We start from the raw sequence: 17,619 nt of genomic DNA on the forward strand, positions 1-17,619 counted from the left end.
GCTCGAAACCACCGGCCGCCGGGAAGCCGGCGGTCGTGCCCGGTGTTGTCACTGCGGATCCGGGCGTCGGGCGCGGAGTCTAGAGGACGGGGTGCACTGTGCCTGAGCTGCCAGAGGTCGAGGTCGTCAGACGCGGCCTCGCGCAATGGGTCGTCGGCCGCGAGATCGCCGACGCGGAGGTGCTGCACCCCCGCGCGATCCGGCGCCACCTGCCCGGCGCCGACGAGTTCGCCGCCCGCCTGAAGGGCCGTACGGTGTTGTCGGCCGAGCGGCGCGGCAAATACCTGTGGCTGCCGCTGTCGGGCGCCGAGGAGGCCCTGCTGGCCCATCTGGGCATGAGCGGCCAACTGCTCGTCGTCGATCCGCAGACGCCGCCTGAGCGGCATCTGCGCGTACGCCTGCGCTTCGAGGACGGCGGTCCCGATCTGCGTTTCGTCGACCAGCGCACGTTCGGCCACGTCATGCTGACCCCGCTGGTCCACGGCGTGCCCGAGCCGATCGCGCACATCGCGCCCGACCCGTTCGAGGAGTCGTTCGACGAGGCGGAGTTCACCCGGCGGCTCAGGGCCAGGCACACCGAGATCAAACGGGCGCTGCTGGACCAGTCGCTGATCAGCGGCGTCGGCAACATCTACGCCGACGAGGCGCTGTGGATCGCCCGGCTCCACTGGGCCCGTCCCACCGAGACGCTCACCCGGCCGAAGATCGTCGAGCTGCTGGCCGGCGTGCGTACGGTCATGGGTGCCGCCCTGCTCCAGGGCGGCACCTCGTTCGACGCCCTCTACGTCAACGTCAACGGCGAGAGCGGCTACTTCGACCGTTCCCTTGAGGTCTACGGCCGCCGCGACCTGCCGTGCTCCCGCTGCGGCACGCCGATCAGGCGGGAGGCGTTCATGAACCGGTCGTCGTACTCCTGCCCCAAATGCCAGCGAAAGCCGCGGTGAGCAGGGCCAGCGCCGCGCCCAGCCACATCACCGACGAGATCGACACGCCGTCCACGACCCGGCCGCCGACGAACGAGCCGAGCGCGATCGAGACGTTGAACGCGCCCACGAACAGCGCGGTGCCCAGCTCGCCGCCGCCCGAGCGCATGATCCAGAGTTGCAGCGCCACGCCGACGCCGCCGTAGCCGAGGCCCCACACGACGAGCATGACCAGGGGCAGCCCGACCAGCGCGAGCGCCGCCGTGGACACGGCGATGAGCAGGGCCAGGACGATCAGCACCGGCTTGGGGTTCCTGGCCGCCCTGGCGCCGGCGACGAAGTTGCCGACGACACCGGCCGCGCCGTACACGAGGAGGGCGGTGCTGACGAGGGCGGGGCCGGCGTCGGCGACCTGCTCCAGGAACGGCCGGACGTAGGTGTAGGCCGCGAAGTGCCCGGTGATGATCAGTACGGTCGCGGCCAGCACGACCCGCAGCGCTCCGGCGAGCGGCGTACGCGAGCCGCCGGCGGCCCGCTCGCCCGGCATCGGCGGCAGCACGACGGCCAGCAGCCCGAGCAGCACCACGGCCAGCACGCCCATGACTACGAACGACGTGCGCCACCCCGCCGCCGAGGCGACCAGCGTGCCGGCGGGGACGCCGAGCACCGAGGCCACCGACACCCCGCCCAGGATGACCGACGTGGCGCGGCCCACCGAGCGCTCGGGCACCAGCCGCAGGCCGAGCCCGGCGGCGAAGGCCCAGAACCCGCCGATGCTCACCCCGGTCAGCACCCGCGCGCCCAGCATGACGGCGAAGTTCGGCGCGGACGCCGCCGCCAGGTTGGCCACCGCCAGCAGCGCCATCAGTCCGAGCAACGGCACCCGCCGGTCCAGCCGCCGGGTGGAGATGGCCAGTACGGGCGCCGAGACGGCCGCGACCAGCCCCGGCAGCGACATCATCAGCCCGGCCATGCCGTCGGACACCCCCAAGGTGGAGGCGATCGAGGTCAGCAGGCCGACGGGCAACATCTCGCTGGTCACGATGGTGAAGGTGCCCACCGCGACCGCCAGCACGGCGAGCCAGCGGGCCTGCGCGACAGCAGGGGTCTCAAGAGTCGTCATGCCGTTCAGCCTTGTCATCTGGCGGTGGAGGAACAATGACGAAGCTCGAAGCCTTGGTTTAGACGGGCTAAGCGATCGCGTCCAGGGGAGTGGCATGGAGTTCAGGGAGCTGGAGTGCTTTCTCGTGCTGAGCGAGGAACTGCACTTCGCGCGTACGGCCGAGCGCCTGTATCTGTCGCCGGGCCGGGTGAGCCAGCTCATCGGCGCGCTGGAGACCCGCATCGGCGGCCGGCTCTTCGACCGCACCAGCAGGCGGGTGCGCCTGACGCCGCTCGGCCGGCGTTTCCTGGACGACCTGCGCCCCGCCTACGACGGCATGGCGGCGGCCGTGTCGCGGGCGACGGCGTCGGCCCGTGAGGTGACGGGCCTGCTGCGGGTGGGGTTCCTGGCCACGCCCACGGAGATCATCGCGGGCAGTGTGGCGGCGTTCGAGCGCCGGTATCCGGAGTGCATGGTCGAGCTGATCGAGGTGCCGCTGTCCGACCCCTTCACCAAGCTGCGCGAGGGGCGGGTGGATCTCACGTTCACGCTGCTGCCGCTCGACGAGCCCGACCTGGAGGGCGGCGCCGAGCTGAACCACTGCCCGGTCGAGCTGGGGTTGTCCGTACGCCACCCGCTGGCGCGCCGGGCGGGCGTCGACGCCGAGGAACTGGCCTCGGTCGCCCTCCTCGGCCTCGACGACCCGGCCCCGCGCCGCTGGCGGGAGCACGTGGCCCCGACCCTCACCCCCGCCGGGCGGCCGATCCCCAGAGCCGGCACGGTGGCCACCGCCCAGGAGGGCCTGACCCAGGTCGCCCTGAACCGCGGCGGCATGCTTTTCTGCAAGCCGAGCGCCGATCACCACCGGCGGCCTGACATCACGTTCGTGCCGGTCGACGGCCTGCCTCCCTCGTCACTGGGCCTGGCCTGGCTGCGGTCGGGCCGTACGGCCGCCATCCTGGCGTTCAATGATCTGGCCATGGAATTCGTACGACGGCATGAGACGGTGGCGGCATGACGGATACGAAGAGTAATGGCGACAAAGCTTCGGGAAACGTCCGAGTAACCGTCTGGGTGCGGGGGAGGGTCCAGGGGGTGGGCTTCCGGTGGTGGACGCGGGCCCGGGCGCTGGAGCTCGGCCTGACCGGCTGGGCACGGAACACCCACGACGGCCGGGTCGAGGTCGTCGCCGAGGGCCCACGGGAGGCGTGCGTCAAGCTGTTGGAACTGCTCAGAGGTTGCGACACGCCGGGAAGGGTCGATGGAGTAGTGGAACGATGGAGCGAAGCCCGAGGTAGTTTGGGTGGTTTTGTAGAGCGGTAGCGGCTTTTGCTAAACCGCCCAAATAGGGTATAGTTGTATGTCGGGAGTGCCTATCAGTAGGGCGTTGCGGTTCGTTCGACTTGACCGCCCACACTGCCGGTGCGACTCTTGTTAAGTACCACGCGCACCCCTCCCGCGGAATTGAAGTGCGCGAACCAGTCTGGTCACTCAGCGTGGAGGACCCTTTACCATGGCGAAGGCTCTACTCGGCCACGTCGGCGGTCCTGACCCTCGGATGGTCTCGGAGATGCGTCGCTTGCAGCAGCGTATCCGGGATCTGGAGGCAGAACTCATCCGACTTCAGGCCACGAATGACGCTCTTGCGGCGCAAACCCGCGACGAAGCGCTCAGTCGCTTGCAGGAGCGCGAGCCGGCACTCACCTGAGAGTGATCGGAGCGCAAGACCCTAGGGACGTCTCTGAGAGGCGTCCCTTGTTATTTTCCCCGCCCTGAAAAGCCCTGGTCGGAAAAGCCCTGGTCATCGACACGCCCACGTGGGGCGGCCGGGACCAGTAGGCTTTTCCGAAGCCCGTTCAGCCGCGGTCAGGGAGAAGAAGGGGGTCGCTCTTGTACCTCAAGACCCTCACCCTGCGCGGCTTCAAATCCTTCGCCTCGGCGACCGCCCTGCGTTTCGAGCCGGGCATCACCTGCGTCGTCGGCCCCAACGGCTCGGGCAAGTCCAACGTCGTCGACGCCCTCGCCTGGGTCATGGGCGAGCACAGCGCCAAGTCGCTGCGCGGCGGCAAGATGGAAGACGTCATCTTCGCCGGCACCTCCTCCAGGCCGCCCCTCGGCCGCGCCGAGGTGACGCTGACCATCGACAACTCCGACGGCGCGCTGCCGATCGACTACACCGAGGTCACGATCAGCCGGCTGATGTTCCGGTCGGGGCAGAGCGAATACGCCATCAACGGCGACACCTGCCGCCTGCTCGACATCCAGGAGCTGCTGTCCGACTCGGGCATCGGCCGCGAGATGCACGTCATCGTCGGCCAGGGCCAGCTCGACGCCGTGCTGCACGCGGGCCCGGAAGACCGCCGCGCCTTCATCGAAGAGGCCGCCGGCGTGCTCAAGCACCGCAAGCGCAAGGAAAAGGCGCTGCGCAAGCTCGACGCCATGCAGGCCAACCTCACCCGGGTGCAGGACCTCGCCACCGAGCTGCGCCGCCAGCTCAAACCGCTCGGCCGCCAGGCGGAGATCGCCCGCAAGGCCGCCGTCATCCAGGCCGACCTGCGTGACGCCCGGCTGCGGCTGCTCGCCGACGACCTGTGCATCCTGCGTGCCACGCTCGAACGCGAGGCCGCCGACGAGGCCGCCGTCACGGCCCGGCGCAACCAGGTCGAGACCGAGCTGGCCGAGGGCCAGCAGCGCGAGGCGGCCCTGGAGACCGCCGAGGCCGAGACCCAGCCGCGGCTGAGCGCCGCCCAGGAGACCTTCTTCAGGCTCTCCTCCCTGCGCGAGCGCATCACCGGCCTCGGACAGCTCGCCGCCGAACGCCACCGCCACGCCCTCGACGCCGCCGCCATCGAACGCCGCGGCCGCGATCCCGAAGACCTCGAACGCGAGGCCGGCGAGGTGCGCGAGCAGGAGCACATCCTGCGGGCCGAGCTCGAACACGCCCAGGAGCTGCTGGAGGAGGCCGTACAGCGGCGGGCCGAGGCCGAGGCCGAGCTGAGCGCGGAGGAGCAGCGGCTCGCGATGTCCGCCCGTGCCGCCGCCGACCGCCGCGAGGGCCTGGCCAGGCTGCGCGGCCAGGTCGACTCCGTACGCAGCAGGGCGCGCGCGGCCGAGGAGGAGATCGGGCGGCTGGAGAAGGCCGTGGCCGACGCCGCCGAACGCGAACGGCAGGCCCTGGCCGACCTGGAGACCCAGCGGGCCGAGGAGCCCGCGGCCGATCCGGCGCTCGCCGAGGAGCTGGCCACCGCGCAGGCCGTCGTCGAGGAGGCCAAGGCGGTCGCCGACGAGGCCCGCGCGGCCGCCGACGAGGCCGGGGCGGGGCTCGGCGGGCCGCGGGCCGCCCTCCAGGCGTCCAAGACGGCGGTCACCACGTCCCGCGCCGCCGACCAGGAGGCCCAGCGGTCGGTGGCCGCGCTCCAGGCCCGCCGCGACGCGCTGGAGCTGGGCCTGGCCAAGGGCGACGGCGGCGCCGCGCTCCTCGACGCCGGGCTGACCGGGGTGCTGGGCCCGCTGGCCGCCTCGATGCAGGTCACGCCGGGTGCGGAGCTGGCGGTCGCCGCCGTGCTCGGTCCGGTGGCCGAGGCCGTCGCCGTCCAGACCCTCGACACCGCCGTCGAGGCGCTCGACCTTCTGCGTGTCACCGACGCGGGCCAGGTGACGCTGCTCGTGGCGGGCGCCGGCGGCCAGGGCGGGGTTTCGGACACGCCGGGCCACTCCGAGGTTGCGCAGTCCCGCCCGAAGGCGCCCGAGGGCGGCCGGTGGGCCGCCGACCTGGTCACCGTGCCTGACCATCTGCGGCCGGCGCTCGACCACGTGCTGGCGGGCGTCGTCGTGGTCGGCAAGCTCGACGCGGCCCGCGAGCTGGCCGTTCTGCGTCCCGACCTGCGGGTGGTGACGGAGGAGGGCGACGTGCTCGGGGCCCATCTGGCCAGCGGCGGGTCGGCCGGCGGCACCTCGGTGCTCCAGGTGCGGGCGGCGCTCGACGAGGCCGTGCACGACCTGCGGGAGGCGGAGGCCACGGCCGAGGCCACGGCCGAGGCGCTCGACCGGGCGATCGAGGGCGAGCAGGAGGCGCAGACGGCCGTCGAGGCGGCCCAGGCGCACGTCAACGAGGCCCAGAGCGCGGTCACCGCCGCCCAGGCCGGCGTGAGCGCCGCGCAGGGCGTCCTCGACCAGGTCAGGGCCCGCCAGCGTGAGGCCGACCAGCGTAACGCGGCGGCGGCCAAGCGGCTGGCCCAGCTGGAGGCCGCCGCGCACGCCGCGCACGCCGAGGCCGAACGCCTAACCCGCAGCGTCACGGCCGCCCAGGACGCCCGTACCGAGGGGCTGGAGGAGCTGGCCGAGCTGGAGATCCGGCTGGCCGAGGCCGAATACGCCCAGGAGCTGGAGACCGAGCCCACCACCGACGTACGCGACGACCTGGCCGCGACCTGCGAGACGGCCCGGCAGCGCGAGATGGACACCCGGCTGCAGGTGCGCACCGCCGAGGAGCGCGTCAGGGGCATCGAGGGCCGCGCCGACGGCCTGCTGCGCGCCGCCCAGCGCGAACGCCAGGAACGCGCCCAGGCCGCCGCTCAGCGGGCCAGGCGCAGGCGGCAGGCCGTGGTGGCCGAGGCGGTCAGCAAGGGCGCCAAGCAGGTGCTCACGGCGCTCGCGTCCTCGATCCAGCTCGCCTCCCGCGAGCGCGACGACGCCGACCTCGCCCGCGTCGCCGTCGACGCCGAGCTCAAGCAGGTCCGCCTGCGCGTACGCGAGCTGGGCCAGGAGCTCGACAAGCTGGTCAACCGTGTCCACGGGAGCGAGGTGGCCCGCACCGAGCAGCGCCTGCGGCTGGAACAGCTCCAGGAGCGGGCGATGGAGGAGTTCGGCGTCGAGGTCGAGGCGCTGATCTCCGAGTACGGCCCCGACGCCCCCGTCCCCGGCGACCCGCCCGTCCCCTATGTCCGCGAGGAGCAGGAGAAGCGGGCCAGGGCCGCCGAGCGGCAGATGACCCAGCTCGGCAAGGTCAACCCGCTGGCGCTGGAGGAGTTCGCCGCGCTGGAGGAGCGCCACGCCTTCCTGACCTCGCAGCTCGAAGACCTCAAGAAGACCCGTCGCGACCTGCTCACCGTGGTCAAGGAGGTCGACGACCGGGTCGAGCAGATGTTCGCCTCGGCGTACGAGGACGTCGCGCGCGAGTTCGAGCAGATCTTCGGCCGGGTCTTCCCCGGCGGTGACGGGCGGCTCGTGCTCACCGACCCGGCCGACATGCTGACGACGGGCATCGAGGTCGAGGCCAGGCCGCCGGGCAAGAAGGTCAAGCGGCTGTCCCTGTTGTCGGGCGGCGAGCGTTCGCTGACGGCGGTGGCGTTCCTGGTGTCCATCTTCAAGGCGCGGCCCTCGCCGTTCTACGTGATGGACGAGGTCGAGGCCGCGCTCGACGACACCAACACCCAGCGTCTGCTGACCCTGTTCGAGGAGTTGCGGCAGAGTTCCCAGCTCATCGTCATCACCCACAACAAGCGCACGATGGAGATCGCCGACGCCCTTTATGGCGTGTCGATGCGCGGTGACGGCGTGACGCAGGTGATCAGCCAGCGGCTGCGGGAGCGCGAATCCGCCTGATCCGGCCTGTCATCATCCGTGTGCCTTGGGCATGACCATGCCGGTCGATCTGGAAAACTGACATCTTGTGGATGGTTACCTCGGCGTCATAGTGATCGTGGTCGTCGTCGCCCTGCTGGCGGTCGGCGGCCTCTTCCTGCTGTTCAGGCCGGGTCGCAAGGCGGCGCCGCCCGTGCCGCCGCCGCAGGCGCCGCCGCTTCCCGAGGAGGAGAAGCGGCCCGCCGGACCGGTCGAGGAGGCCGGCGGGGCGGTCACCACGGTCCCGCCGCCGATCAAGCCGGCCGAGCCGATGGTCATCGCGCCCGAGGTCGAGGTGCCGCCGCCGTCCGCGGGCCGGATGGTGCGGCTGCGTTCGCGTCTGGCGCGTTCGCAGAGCTCGCTCGGCCGCGGCCTGCTGGAGCTGCTGTCCCGCGACCGGCTCGACGACGACGTCTGGGACGAGATCGAGGAGAGCCTGATCACCGCCGACGTGGGCGTCGCCCCGACCCGCGCGATGGTCGAGGAGCTGCGCACCAAGGTCAAGGTGCTGGGCAGCCGTACCCCGGCGGAGGTCCGGGGCCTGCTGCGCGAGCAGCTTCTCGCGCAGATCAACCCCGACCTCGACCGCAGCCTCCACGTTCAGAAGCACGGCGAGCGGCCGGCCGTGGTGCTCGTCGTGGGCGTCAACGGCACGGGCAAGACCACCACCACGGGCAAGCTCGCCCGTTCGCTCATCGGCGACGGCAAGAAGGTCGTGCTGGGCGCGGCCGACACGTTCCGCGCGGCGGCGGCCGACCAGCTCCAGACCTGGGGCGAGCGGGTCGGCGCCGAGACCGTACGCGGGCCCGAGGGCGGCGACCCGGCCTCGGTGGCCTTCGACGCCACGGCCAAGGGCATCGAGGACAAGGTCGACGTCGTCATCGTCGACACCGCGGGCCGCCTGCACACCAAGACCGGTCTCATGGACGAGCTGGGCAAGGTCAAGCGGGTCATCGAGAAGAAGGCCACGGTCGACGAGGTGCTGCTCGTGCTCGACGCGACCACCGGCCAGAACGGCATGCGCCAGGCGCAGGTGTTCGCCGAGGTGGTCAACATCACCGGCATCGCGCTCACCAAGCTCGACGGCACGGCCAAGGGCGGCATCGTGATCTCGGTGCAGCGCGAGCTGGGTGTGCCGGTCAAGCTCGTGGGGCTCGGCGAGGGGCCTGACGACCTGGCGCCGTTCGACCCCGAGGTGTTCGTGGACGCGATTCTGGGCGACTGACCCTCGGTATCGGTTGTGTCCTAATTCATGCCGATATGGCCGTTACCAGAAAAGTCTTGAGTGGTTAGTTGGCTTTGTGCTGACATGTTCGGGTTATCCGCGATCACCGAGGGGTGCCCATGAAGAAGATCGTCGTACATCGGCCCGGGACTGTCAGACCGTCCACACAGGCTTCGCCGCGACACACTCCTTGACCTGTTACTGGGTCGGCGTTTCCACGCGGGAACGCCGACCGCTGGGAGGTGGGCAGTCGTGAGGACGATCGCCCTCGACGCCGACCGCAGGATCGCCGGGCCCTACTCGCTGGCCGCCGCCCTGCTCGACCTGCTGGTTCCCGAGGCACTCGACCGCCGGCCCGAGCTGGTCGCCGCGTACGACGTGGAGATCCGGGTCGCGGCGCCCCGCCTGCGGACGGTCGTCCCGGCACGCAGGCGTTCGCTGGCCGACGACCTGCCCAGAGCCCAGCGCATCCTCATCCCCGGGGCCCGCCGCAGTCTCAGGATCGCCAACGGGCTGGCCGAGTTCGTCCGCGAGCTCCTGACCCTCACGGGCCCGCTCACGCTCGTCGTGTCGAACCTGGGCGAGGCCGACCACACCGACGCCGAACTGGTCGAGGTGCTGCGCCGCCGGCTCGACCCCGGGCTGCTGCGTGTCGAGGAAGGGCCGTCGGCGCCCGGCGAGGGTCCGCTGTGCGCCGACTTCGACCGCTTCCGCGACGAGGGCTTCCACCACGCCATGGCGGAGTCGGGGCTGGAGGCGCTGCGCGGCATGGCGTACGAGGACGATCCGGACGAATGGCAGACCCTCGTGCAACGCGTAGCCTCAGCCCTGGAGGCCGTGGAACGCGAGGAGGAGGCCCGCGCCCTCTACGACCGGGCCAGGCGCGTGAGCACCGACCCCAAGCACCGGGCCACGATCGCGTACGCCACCGCCATGATCCTGGTACGCCACCACGACCCGGCCCGCCGCGACCCCGGCGAGGCGATGGCCTGGATCAACGAGGCCGTCACGATCACCTCGTTGTTGCCCGACCCCCGCGAACGGGCCTTCCACCTCGGGTTCGACCTCAACGGAAAGGCCCTGGTCGAGCTGCGCGCGGGCCGGTCGGGCAACGCGCTCGGGCTGGTCGAGCAGGCCATCGCGCTGGCCGATGAGCACCTGGCCGGCGAGCACCCGATCCACCGGCTCGTGCTGCGCGCCAACCGGGCCCAGCTCCTGGCCCAGGCCGGCCGGTACGAGGAGGCGCTGGCCGACTACACCGCGGCGATCGACGCCGATCCCGGCTACCCCGACTACTACCTCGACCGGGGCAATCTGCTCAACCAGCTCGGCAGACCGGCCGAGGCCCTGGCCGACTACGAGACGGTGACTCGGCTCAGCCCGCCCTTCCCCGAGGCGTACTACAACCGTTCGGAGCTGCGGTTCGCGGCGGGCGACCTCGAAGGCGCCCGTGCCGACCTGGACCGTACGCTGGAGCTCGATCCCGGCTTCGCGGCCGCGTACGTGAACAGGTGCGGCATCCTCGCGCTCCACGGCGAGTACGAGCGGGCCAGGGCGGACGTCGCGCGCGGGCTGGCGCTCCGGCCGCGCGACGCGCACCTGCTGTGCGTGCTCGGCCAGGTGGAGACGGCGCAGGGCCGCCACCCGGAGGCGTACGCCGCCTTCGAGGCCGCGCTGGAGATCGACCCCGACCTGCCCGCCGCCTGGGGGAACCGGGCCGTGCTGGCCTTCGAGCGCGGCGACCACGCGGGCGCCCTGTCCGACCTGACGCGCGCGCTGAAGCTGACCGAGACGGTGGAGCTGCTGTTCAACCGGTCGATGGTGTACCGGGAGCTGGGCAGGGCCAAGGAGGCCAGGCAGGACCTGCTCAGGGCTGCCGAGCTGGCCCCGGACGACCAGGACGTCGAACGGGCGCTGGCTGAGTGCTGAGGGGTGAGGGTCAGGCTCGTGGTGTTGAGAGCGGGCCGATCGGCACCACCAGGGGGGTTCCGGCCACGGGGTCCTCGATGATCTTGGCGTCCAGCTCGAACACCTCGCGCAGCAGCTCCTCGGTCAGCACCTCGTGCGGGGTGCCGGCCGCGACGACCCGGCCGGCGCGCATGGCCACCAGGCGGTCGGCGTAGCGCGCGGACAGGTTGAGGTCGTGCAGGACCATGACGACCGTGCGCCCGGCCTGCTCGTGCAGATGACGTACGAGCTCCAGCACCTCCACCTGGTGCGCCAGGTCGAGGAACGTGGTGGGCTCGTCGAGCAGCAGCAGGTCGGTGCCCTGGGCCAGGGCCATGGAGATCCAGGCGCGCTGCCGCTGGCCACCCGACAGCTCGTCGAGCGGTCGTTCGGCGAGGTCGGCCAGGCCGGTCATGGACAGCGCCGCGGCGACCGCCGACTCGTCGTCGGAGGACCACTGCCGGTACCACGTCTGGTGCGGATGCCGGCCCCTGGCCACCAGGTCGGCGACCGTCAGTCCCTCGGGGGCCGAGGGCGCCTGGGGCAGCACGCCGAGGATCTTGGCCACCTCGCGGGTGGGGATGGAGTCGATGCGCTTGCCGTCCAGCAGCACCTGGCCGCCCTGGGGTTTGAGCAGGCGGCCGAGCGCGCGCAGGAGGGTGGACTTACCGCAGCCGTTCGGGCCGATGATCGTGGTCACCGTGCCCGCCTCGATGCCCAGGTCGAGGCCGTCCACGATGGTCCGGTCGCCGTAGCCGAGCTTGACGCCCGCGGCCTGCAGCCTCATTTGCGTGCCCTCCAGATCAGGTGGATCAGGTACGGTGCGCCCAGCACGGCCGTGACGATGCCGACGGGCAGTTCGATCGGCGAGAAGACGGTCCGGGCGATCAGGTCGGCGCCCGCGGTGAGCACGGCCCCGGTGACCGCCGAGCACAGCAGCGGCGGCCGGGCCGAGCGGGCCAGCCTGAGCGCGATCTGCGGCGAGGCCAGCGCCACGAACGCGATCGGCCCGGCCGAGGCGGTGGCCACCGCGGCCAGCAGCACGGCGGCCAGGATCAGCAGCCCGCGGGCCGCGTTCATCCGTACGCCGAGCGCGGTGACGACGTCGTCGCCGAACCGCAGCGCGTCGAGCGAACGGGTGCCGAGCAGGGTGGCCGGGACGAGCACGGCCAGCGCCAGCGCCACCGGGACGACGTGCTCCCAGCCGCGGCCGTTGAGCGAGCCGCTGATCCAGACCATGGCCCGGCCGGTGTCGTTCACGTCGCCGACGGTCAGCAGCCAGAACTTCACGTTGGTGAACACGGCGGCCACGCCGATGCCGACCAGGACCAGGCGGTAGCCGTCCAGGCCGCGCCGCCAGGCCAGGCCGTAGACGACGGCCGCGCCGAGCAGGCCGCCGAGCAGGGCCAGCGCGGGGACGCCGAGGGTGGCCAGCAGGCCGCTGGTGCCGCCGTAGACGCTGCCGCTGGCCACCACGCCGGCCACGACGGTGACCGAGGCGCCGGTCGTGACGCCGAGGATCTCGGGGCTGGCCAGCGGGTTGCGGGCGATGGACTGGATGAGCGCGCCGGACAGCGCCAGCGCCGCGCCGACCAGGGCGCCGGTCAGCGCGCGCGGCAGGCGCAACTCCATGATGACGAAGTGGGCCGCGCTGTTGACGTCGAAGGTGCCCTGGAGCACTTCCGGCAGGCTCATCGGGAGGTCGCCGATGCGCATGTTGAGCGCCATGAGCAGGATCAGGAGCACCAGGCCGGTCACGCTGACGGTGACGGCACGCAGGCGCAGCCGCCAGGACAGGGCGCCGAGGCGCAGGGAGAGCGCGGTCATAGCCGTACCGGCTTCCTGCGGCGGACCAGGGCGACGAAGAAGGGGGCGCCGAGCAGCGCGAGGACCACGCCCACCTCCAGCTCGCCCGGAGGGGCGACCACGCGGCCGATCACGTCGGCGACCAGCAGCAACGCCGCCCCGACGAGCCCCGAGTACGGCAGCAGCCACCGGTGGTCGGTGCCCGACAGCGGACGGGCCAGGTGCGGCACGATCAGGCCCACGAACGCCAGCGAGCCGCACGCGGCCACCGCGGCGCCCGACAGCAGGGTGACGGAGGCGACGCCGACCGCCCTGGTCAGGGCGATGTTCTGGCCGAGCGAACGGGCGACGTCCTCGCCGAGCGACAGGGCGTTCAGGCCCGGGGCGTTGACCATGGCCAGCAGCAGGCCCACGAGGATGAACGGGAGCACCTGCCAGACGACGTCCGGGCCCCTGGCGGCGATGGAACCGGCCTGCCAGAAGCGGAACACGTCCATGGCCTGCTCGTCGAGGAGCACGATGGCCGAGGTCATGGCGTACAGCAGGGCGCTGACCGCGGTGCCGGCCAGGGCCAGCGTGACCGGGGTGGGCCCGCCTCTGCCGCCCGTCATGCCGAGCGCGAACACCGCCACGCTGGCCACCAGCGCGCCCGCCAGGCCGAACCAGATGTAGGCGAGCAGGCTGGAGGCGCCGAGCAGGATGATCGAGGCCACCATGGCGAACGCCGCGCCCTGCGTGACGCCCAGCAGGCCGGGGTCGGCGAGCGGGTTGCGCGTGTGGCCCTGCATGAGCGCGCCCGCGACGCCGAGCGCGATCCCGGCCAGCACGCCGAGCACGGTACGCGGGACGCGCAGCGAACGGATGATGATGTCGTTCTCGCTGCCCATGGGCGCGGTGAGTGCCTGCCAGGCGTCGCCGGGCGGTACGGGCTTCGAGCCGATCGTGATGCTCAGCACCGCCGCGGCCGCGACGGCGGCGAGCAGGACGAGCAGGAGGCCGAGCCGCCGGCGCCGGATGCCGTGAAGGCGGGGCGCGAGCGCGGTCACGTGTTTTTCCTCCCCTTGTTTGCCCGATCGTGGTGAAGTATGCCAGGTTAGGCAGGGCTAACCTAATTTAGGTTCGCCTTACTTCGAGAAAGGGTTCCGATGAGAGCGTGGCGGGTGCTGGCCGGTGTACTGCTGGTGGCGGGGGTGGCCGCGTGCGGCTCGACGGAGCCCTCGGCCACACCCTCGTCCGCGGCGGCCTCCAGGACGATCGAGCACGCCATGGGCTCGACCGCGATCTCCGGGCTGCCCAAGCGCGTCGTGGCCCTCGACCAGAGCTTCGTGGACGCCGTGCTCACGCTGGAGACCCCTGTGGTCGGCTACACCACGTACCGGTCGATCGACACCAAGCTGCCCGACTACCTCGGCCCGGTCGCCGCCCAGTACGGCAAGGAGGCGACCCCCGTCGGGACGCTGGAGCAGCCGAGCCTGGAGAAGATCGCCGCGCTCAAGCCCGACCTGATCGTGTCGGCCAAGGTCCGGCACGAGGCCCTGTACGACAAGCTGTCGAAGATCGCTCCCACGGTCTTCAGCGAGACCACCGGCGCCATCTGGAAGGACAACCTGCGGCTCATGGGCCGGGCCCTGGGCAAGGAGGCGCTGGCCGAGTCCAGGATCAAGGCGTTCGAGGAGCGCGCGGGCAAGATCGGGGCCGCGATCAAGGCCAAGGAGGGCGGGACGCTGCCGACGATCTCGATCGTGCGCTTCGCCGGTGAGCCCACGGTCCGGCTCTACGTCGAGAAGTCCTACTCCGGCGTGGTGCTGAAGGACGTCGGTTTCCCGCGTCCGCAGGGCCAGCCGACCAAGGACGACGCCATCGCCGTGGACGTCAGCCAGGAGCGCATCGCCGACCTGGACGCCGACCGCATCTTCGTCGCCACCTACCCCGACCCGGCCAGCGACGGCCCCAAGGAGAAGTTCGTCGGCAACCCCCTGTGGGGCCGGCTCAAGGGCGAGAAGCACGAGGTCAGCGACCTGACCTGGATGAGCGCCGTGGGCATCCAGGGCGCCCACGCCATGCTGGACGACCTGGCCGGGATCTTCTCGGTCGACCCGGCCAAGCCCACCGTCTGACCCGCGCTCAGCGCGGCAGGAAGGCGCGCAGGCCGGCCAGGTGGGGTTCGAGGTCCAGCCCCTGGCCGGCCAGCCATTCCGGGTTGTCGTAGGTGCCCTTGTAGCGGTCGCCGCGGTCGCAGACCAGGGTGACGATGCTGCCCTGGTCGCCCGCCTCGCGCATCTCCCTGATGAGATCGACGCACGCCGCCATGTTCGTCCCCGTGGAGCCGCCCACGTCGAGGCCGGTGACCTCGCGGGTCCAGTGCATGGCGGCGATCGAACGGGCGTCGGGCACGGCGATCATGCGGTCGATCACGCTCGGCAGGAACGAGGGCTCCACCCGGGGACGTCCGATGCCCTCGATCCGCGACCCGGACGCCGTGGCCGACGGGTCGCCGGAGACCCAGCCCGGATAGAACGCCGACCCCTCCGGATCGACGACGGCCAGGCGGGTGGGGTGGCGGCGGTAGCGGATGTAGCGGCCGATCGTGGAGGACGTGCCGCCGGTGCCGGCGCCCACGACGATCCAGGCGGGTTCGGGATGCGGCTCCATGGACATCTGGGAGTAGATCGACTCGGCGATGTTGTTGTTGCCACGCCAGTCGGTCGCGCGTTCGGCGTAGGTGAACTGGTCCATGAAGTGGCCTCCGGTCTCGGCGGCCAGACGGTGAGATTCCTCATAGATCGCGCCAGGGTCGGCGACGAGATGACATTTCCCGCCGTAGAACTCGATGAGGTGACACTTCTCCGGCGACGTGGACGCGGGCATGACGGCGATGAACGGCAGCCCGAGCAGCCGGGCGAAGTACGCCTCGCTGACCGCGGTCGAGCCGCTGGACGCCTCCACGATCGTGGTGGCCGGGCCGATCCAGCCGTTGGCGAGGCCGTACAGGAAGAGGGACCGGGCGAGCCGGTGTTTGAGTGAACCGGTTGGGTGCACCGATTCGTCTTTCAGGTAGAGGTTTACCCCCCAATGCGAGGGAAGCGGAAAGACGTGCAGGTGCGTATCACAACTCCGGTTGGCGTCGGCCTCCACCTTGCGGATGGCCTCCGCCACCCAACGGCGTGTCCCAGTGTCGTGACGGTCCACAAACTCCATGTCCATACGCTATCCCCTGTGACTCTGACCACTATTCCTGTGATATTGGGTGGGTAGTGTTATGATAATGAGACTTGTCCGGCCGTGGACGTGACCACGCACGCCGCGAGCCAGATGGACTGAAACCCCTTCTGACCTAGGTGAACTCTCCTAACGCCACCCTTACTCGGGAGTTGCGAGGATGAGGAATGCTGTCAGGCGGCTTGTGCCGAACGGGGGATAGCGCAAGGGGGAATGAAATTGATCACTATGACCGATGAGCAGCGTCAGGACTGGTTCGAGCGCGATGTCGTGCCCGTGACGTCGCAGCTGTTCGCTTCCGCCATGCGCCTGACCCGTAACGCCGCCGACGCCGAGGACCTGGTGCAGGAGACCGTCGCCAAGGCGTACACGTCGTATCACCAGTTCCGCGAGGGCACCAACCTCAAGGCGTGGCTCCACCGGATCCTCACCAACAACTTCATCAACGACTACCGCAAGAAGCAGCGCTCGCCGAAGTTGTCGGCCGCCGAGGACATCGAGGACTGGCAGCTCCACGCCGCCGAGTCCCACAGCTCCACGGGCTTGCGTTCGGCCGAGACCGAGGCGCTCGACCGGCTGCCCGACAGCGTCGTGATGAACGCCCTGCGTTCCCTGCCCGAGGACTTCCGCGTGGCCGTCTACCTGGCCGACGTCGAGGGCTTCGCGTACAAGGAGATCGCCGAGCGCATGGGGACGCCCATCGGCACCGTGATGTCCCGCCTCCACCGCGGCCGCCGCCAGCTCCGCGGCATGCTGGAGGACTACGCGCGCGAGGAGGGCGCCGTACGCCTTCCTGCCCCGCGCGCCGCGGCCTGACGGCCTTAGAAGGCCGTCGCCGAGTCCAGGGACAGGTGGAGGCGGACGCGGGACACGCCGCCTTCGTGGCGCAGCCGTACCCGGTCGCAGAGCTGCCTGCTGATCCAGAGCCCGTATCCCCGTGGGGACTCGGGCTCCGGTGGTATGTAGCCCGGCAGGGGGTCGTCGAGGGCGCCGCCGGGATCGGCGATCTCGCAGACCAGCTCGCGGTCCTCCACCCACATCGTGATCGTGCCGAAGCCCGCGCCGTGCTCTATGGAGTTCGCGGCGACCTCGGAGACGCCCAGCACCAGCGAGCTGATGAGGTTGCGGTCCATGCCGGCCGTCCTGGCGTAGTCGCCGACGGTCTGGCGCAGGCGTTTGAGCTCGCGGGCGGTGAAGCGCACGGTGTGGGCCCCCGGGCCCGGCTCGGGGAACGGCGCGTGGTCGCCGTCGAGCACCAGGTCGTGGGGTTCGACGAAGAGGCTGCTCGCGGTCTCGCCCCCGGCCCCCAGCAGCAGGGGGTGGACCACGGGGGTCAGCTCGCGTACGGGCTCGGGGACGTGGCGCTGGTCGTACAGGCACATCATGACAAGGGGGGCCGCGGCGAGGGCGGCGTTGATGACCGAGTCGTAGCGGATGAGGTCCTGGACGCGCGGCTCGCTCAGGCCGGTCCAGACGGGTTCGCCGACGACGAGCGTGGGCCTGCCGCGGGTGTACTCGTGGTAGGCGGCCAGCATCCGGTGGGGGTGGCCGTACCAGGCGCTGGAGGGGCGGCTGTCGATGCGGCGCGCGTCGCCGCCGAGGGCCTCGGCCAGCAGCGCCAGGCGGCTGGGACGGTTGATCGCCAGCACGCGCCGGTCTTCGTCCAGCGCGGCGCGCACGCGCGGCACGACGAGGTCGAGGAAGGCCCGATCCGAGTCGTACGGTACCGCGACGTGCTTCAGCGACTGTGCCCGCTCACGGCGCACGGCCGAAAC

The 17,619-nt window shown here is 71.4% G+C and carries 15 protein-coding genes; 9 read left to right on the forward strand and 6 right to left on the reverse strand.

Features of this window, described 5'->3' with window-relative positions:
• The first annotated feature begins 98 nt into the window (after nt 1–98).
• Entirely contained in the window at nt 99–944 is an 846-nt protein-coding gene (gene mutM, locus IEZ27_RS08620) for a bifunctional DNA-formamidopyrimidine glycosylase/DNA-(apurinic or apyrimidinic site) lyase (protein ID WP_189646719.1), read from the forward strand.
• Here mutM and IEZ27_RS08625 read toward each other — a convergent pair.
• Complete coding sequence (locus IEZ27_RS08625; protein WP_229823668.1) at nt 892–2,046, reverse strand: MFS transporter; 1,155 nt, start codon at nt 2,044–2,046, stop codon at nt 892–894. The two genes, mutM and IEZ27_RS08625, sit on opposite strands and share 53 nt — an antisense overlap.
• A 94-nt stretch (nt 2,047–2,140) precedes the next feature.
• Here IEZ27_RS08625 and IEZ27_RS08630 point away from each other — a divergent pair, with 94 nt between their 5' ends.
• The 6 genes from IEZ27_RS08630 (at nt 2,141) to IEZ27_RS08650 (ending at nt 10,801) form a co-directional block, all read left to right on the forward strand.
• On the forward strand, nt 2,141–3,043 hold the full coding sequence (locus IEZ27_RS08630) for a LysR family transcriptional regulator (protein ID WP_189646721.1): 903 nt from the start codon (nt 2,141–2,143) through the stop codon (nt 3,041–3,043).
• Nucleotides 3,040–3,348 carry an acylphosphatase gene (locus tag IEZ27_RS08635; RefSeq protein WP_189646722.1) on the forward strand — a complete coding sequence of 103 codons (309 nt, stop codon included), beginning with the start codon at nt 3,040–3,042 and terminating at the stop codon, nt 3,346–3,348. The genes IEZ27_RS08630 and IEZ27_RS08635 overlap by 4 nt, the downstream gene beginning before the upstream one ends.
• Before the next feature lie 190 nt (nt 3,349–3,538).
• The gene (locus IEZ27_RS53725) at nt 3,539–3,733 is read left to right on the forward strand and encodes a hypothetical protein (protein ID WP_026214481.1); all 195 of its coding nucleotides are present in this window, start codon (nt 3,539–3,541) and stop codon (nt 3,731–3,733) included.
• 182 nt (nt 3,734–3,915) lie between these two features.
• The gene (locus tag IEZ27_RS08640) at nt 3,916–7,629 is read left to right on the forward strand and encodes an AAA family ATPase (RefSeq protein ID WP_189646723.1); all 3,714 of its coding nucleotides are present in this window, start codon (nt 3,916–3,918) and stop codon (nt 7,627–7,629) included.
• A 67-nt stretch (nt 7,630–7,696) separates the two neighbouring features.
• Nucleotides 7,697–8,872, forward strand: coding sequence for a signal recognition particle-docking protein FtsY (gene ftsY / locus IEZ27_RS08645; protein WP_189646724.1), 1,176 nt, complete (start codon nt 7,697–7,699; stop codon nt 8,870–8,872).
• Between the two features lie 252 nt (nt 8,873–9,124).
• Nucleotides 9,125–10,801 (forward strand): tetratricopeptide repeat protein, encoded by a 1,677-nt coding sequence (locus tag IEZ27_RS08650; RefSeq protein ID WP_189646725.1) that lies wholly within the window; start codon nt 9,125–9,127, stop codon nt 10,799–10,801.
• Nucleotides 10,802–10,811: 10 nt separating this feature from the next.
• On the opposite strand, the gene IEZ27_RS08655 is transcribed toward IEZ27_RS08650, so the two are convergent.
• From IEZ27_RS08655 to IEZ27_RS08665, 3 genes are read right to left on the reverse strand one after another with little or no spacing between them, the layout of a single operon-like run.
• Nucleotides 10,812–11,606 carry an ABC transporter ATP-binding protein gene (locus tag IEZ27_RS08655; protein ID WP_125637130.1) on the reverse strand — a complete coding sequence of 265 codons (795 nt, stop codon included), beginning with the start codon at nt 11,604–11,606 and terminating at the stop codon, nt 10,812–10,814.
• Nucleotides 11,603–12,646, reverse strand: a complete 1,044-nt coding sequence (locus tag IEZ27_RS08660) for a FecCD family ABC transporter permease (RefSeq protein ID WP_189646726.1) — start codon at nt 12,644–12,646, stop codon at nt 11,603–11,605. The genes IEZ27_RS08655 and IEZ27_RS08660 overlap by 4 nt, the downstream gene beginning before the upstream one ends.
• Entirely contained in the window at nt 12,643–13,671 is a 1,029-nt protein-coding gene (locus tag IEZ27_RS08665) for a FecCD family ABC transporter permease (protein WP_189646727.1), read from the reverse strand. The genes IEZ27_RS08660 and IEZ27_RS08665 overlap by 4 nt, the downstream gene beginning before the upstream one ends.
• Before the next feature lie 99 nt (nt 13,672–13,770).
• Between IEZ27_RS08665 and IEZ27_RS08670 the strand changes: the two genes are divergently transcribed.
• Nucleotides 13,771–14,742, forward strand: coding sequence for an ABC transporter substrate-binding protein (locus IEZ27_RS08670; protein ID WP_189646728.1), 972 nt, complete (start codon nt 13,771–13,773; stop codon nt 14,740–14,742).
• Between the two features lie 7 nt (nt 14,743–14,749).
• On the opposite strand, the gene IEZ27_RS08675 is transcribed toward IEZ27_RS08670, so the two are convergent.
• On the reverse strand, nt 14,750–15,823 hold the full coding sequence (locus tag IEZ27_RS08675) for a PLP-dependent cysteine synthase family protein (protein ID WP_125637126.1): 1,074 nt from the start codon (nt 15,821–15,823) through the stop codon (nt 14,750–14,752).
• Nucleotides 15,824–16,072: 249 nt separating this feature from the next.
• Here IEZ27_RS08675 and IEZ27_RS08680 point away from each other — a divergent pair, with 249 nt between their 5' ends.
• A complete protein-coding gene (locus tag IEZ27_RS08680) occupies nt 16,073–16,660 on the forward strand; it encodes a sigma-70 family RNA polymerase sigma factor (RefSeq protein ID WP_229823670.1) in 588 nt (195 codons plus the stop codon).
• A 5-nt stretch (nt 16,661–16,665) separates the two neighbouring features.
• Here the strand turns inward: IEZ27_RS08680 and IEZ27_RS08685 are convergent, their stop codons facing one another.
• Nucleotides 16,666–17,610, reverse strand: a complete 945-nt coding sequence (locus IEZ27_RS08685; RefSeq protein ID WP_189646729.1) for a sensor histidine kinase — start codon at nt 17,608–17,610, stop codon at nt 16,666–16,668.
• Nucleotides 17,611–17,619 lie beyond the last annotated feature (9 nt).

It is taken from the genome of Nonomuraea spiralis (assembly GCF_014648435.1).
GTDB lineage: Bacteria > Actinomycetota > Actinomycetes > Streptosporangiales > Streptosporangiaceae > Nonomuraea > Nonomuraea spiralis.

What these genes read in the sequence shown, in the direction of transcription:
- IEZ27_RS08625 (WP_229823668.1), bottom strand. Translation starts at nt 2,046, where the DNA reads ATGACGACTCTTGAGACCCCTGCTGTCGCGCAGGCCCGCTGGCTCGCC.
- IEZ27_RS08630 (WP_189646721.1), top strand. Translation starts at nt 2,141, where the DNA reads ATGGAGTTCAGGGAGCTGGAGTGCTTTCTCGTGCTGAGCGAGGAACTG.
- IEZ27_RS08635 (WP_189646722.1), top strand. Translation starts at nt 3,040, where the DNA reads ATGACGGATACGAAGAGTAATGGCGACAAAGCTTCGGGAAACGTCCGA.
- IEZ27_RS53725 (WP_026214481.1), top strand. Translation starts at nt 3,539, where the DNA reads ATGGCGAAGGCTCTACTCGGCCACGTCGGCGGTCCTGACCCTCGGATG.
- IEZ27_RS08655 (WP_125637130.1), bottom strand. Translation starts at nt 11,606, where the DNA reads ATGAGGCTGCAGGCCGCGGGCGTCAAGCTCGGCTACGGCGACCGGACC.
- IEZ27_RS08660 (WP_189646726.1), bottom strand. Translation starts at nt 12,646, where the DNA reads ATGACCGCGCTCTCCCTGCGCCTCGGCGCCCTGTCCTGGCGGCTGCGC.
- IEZ27_RS08670 (WP_189646728.1), top strand. Translation starts at nt 13,771, where the DNA reads ATGAGAGCGTGGCGGGTGCTGGCCGGTGTACTGCTGGTGGCGGGGGTG.
- IEZ27_RS08675 (WP_125637126.1), bottom strand. Translation starts at nt 15,823, where the DNA reads ATGGAGTTTGTGGACCGTCACGACACTGGGACACGCCGTTGGGTGGCG.
- IEZ27_RS08680 (WP_229823670.1), top strand. Translation starts at nt 16,073, where the DNA reads ATGACCGATGAGCAGCGTCAGGACTGGTTCGAGCGCGATGTCGTGCCC.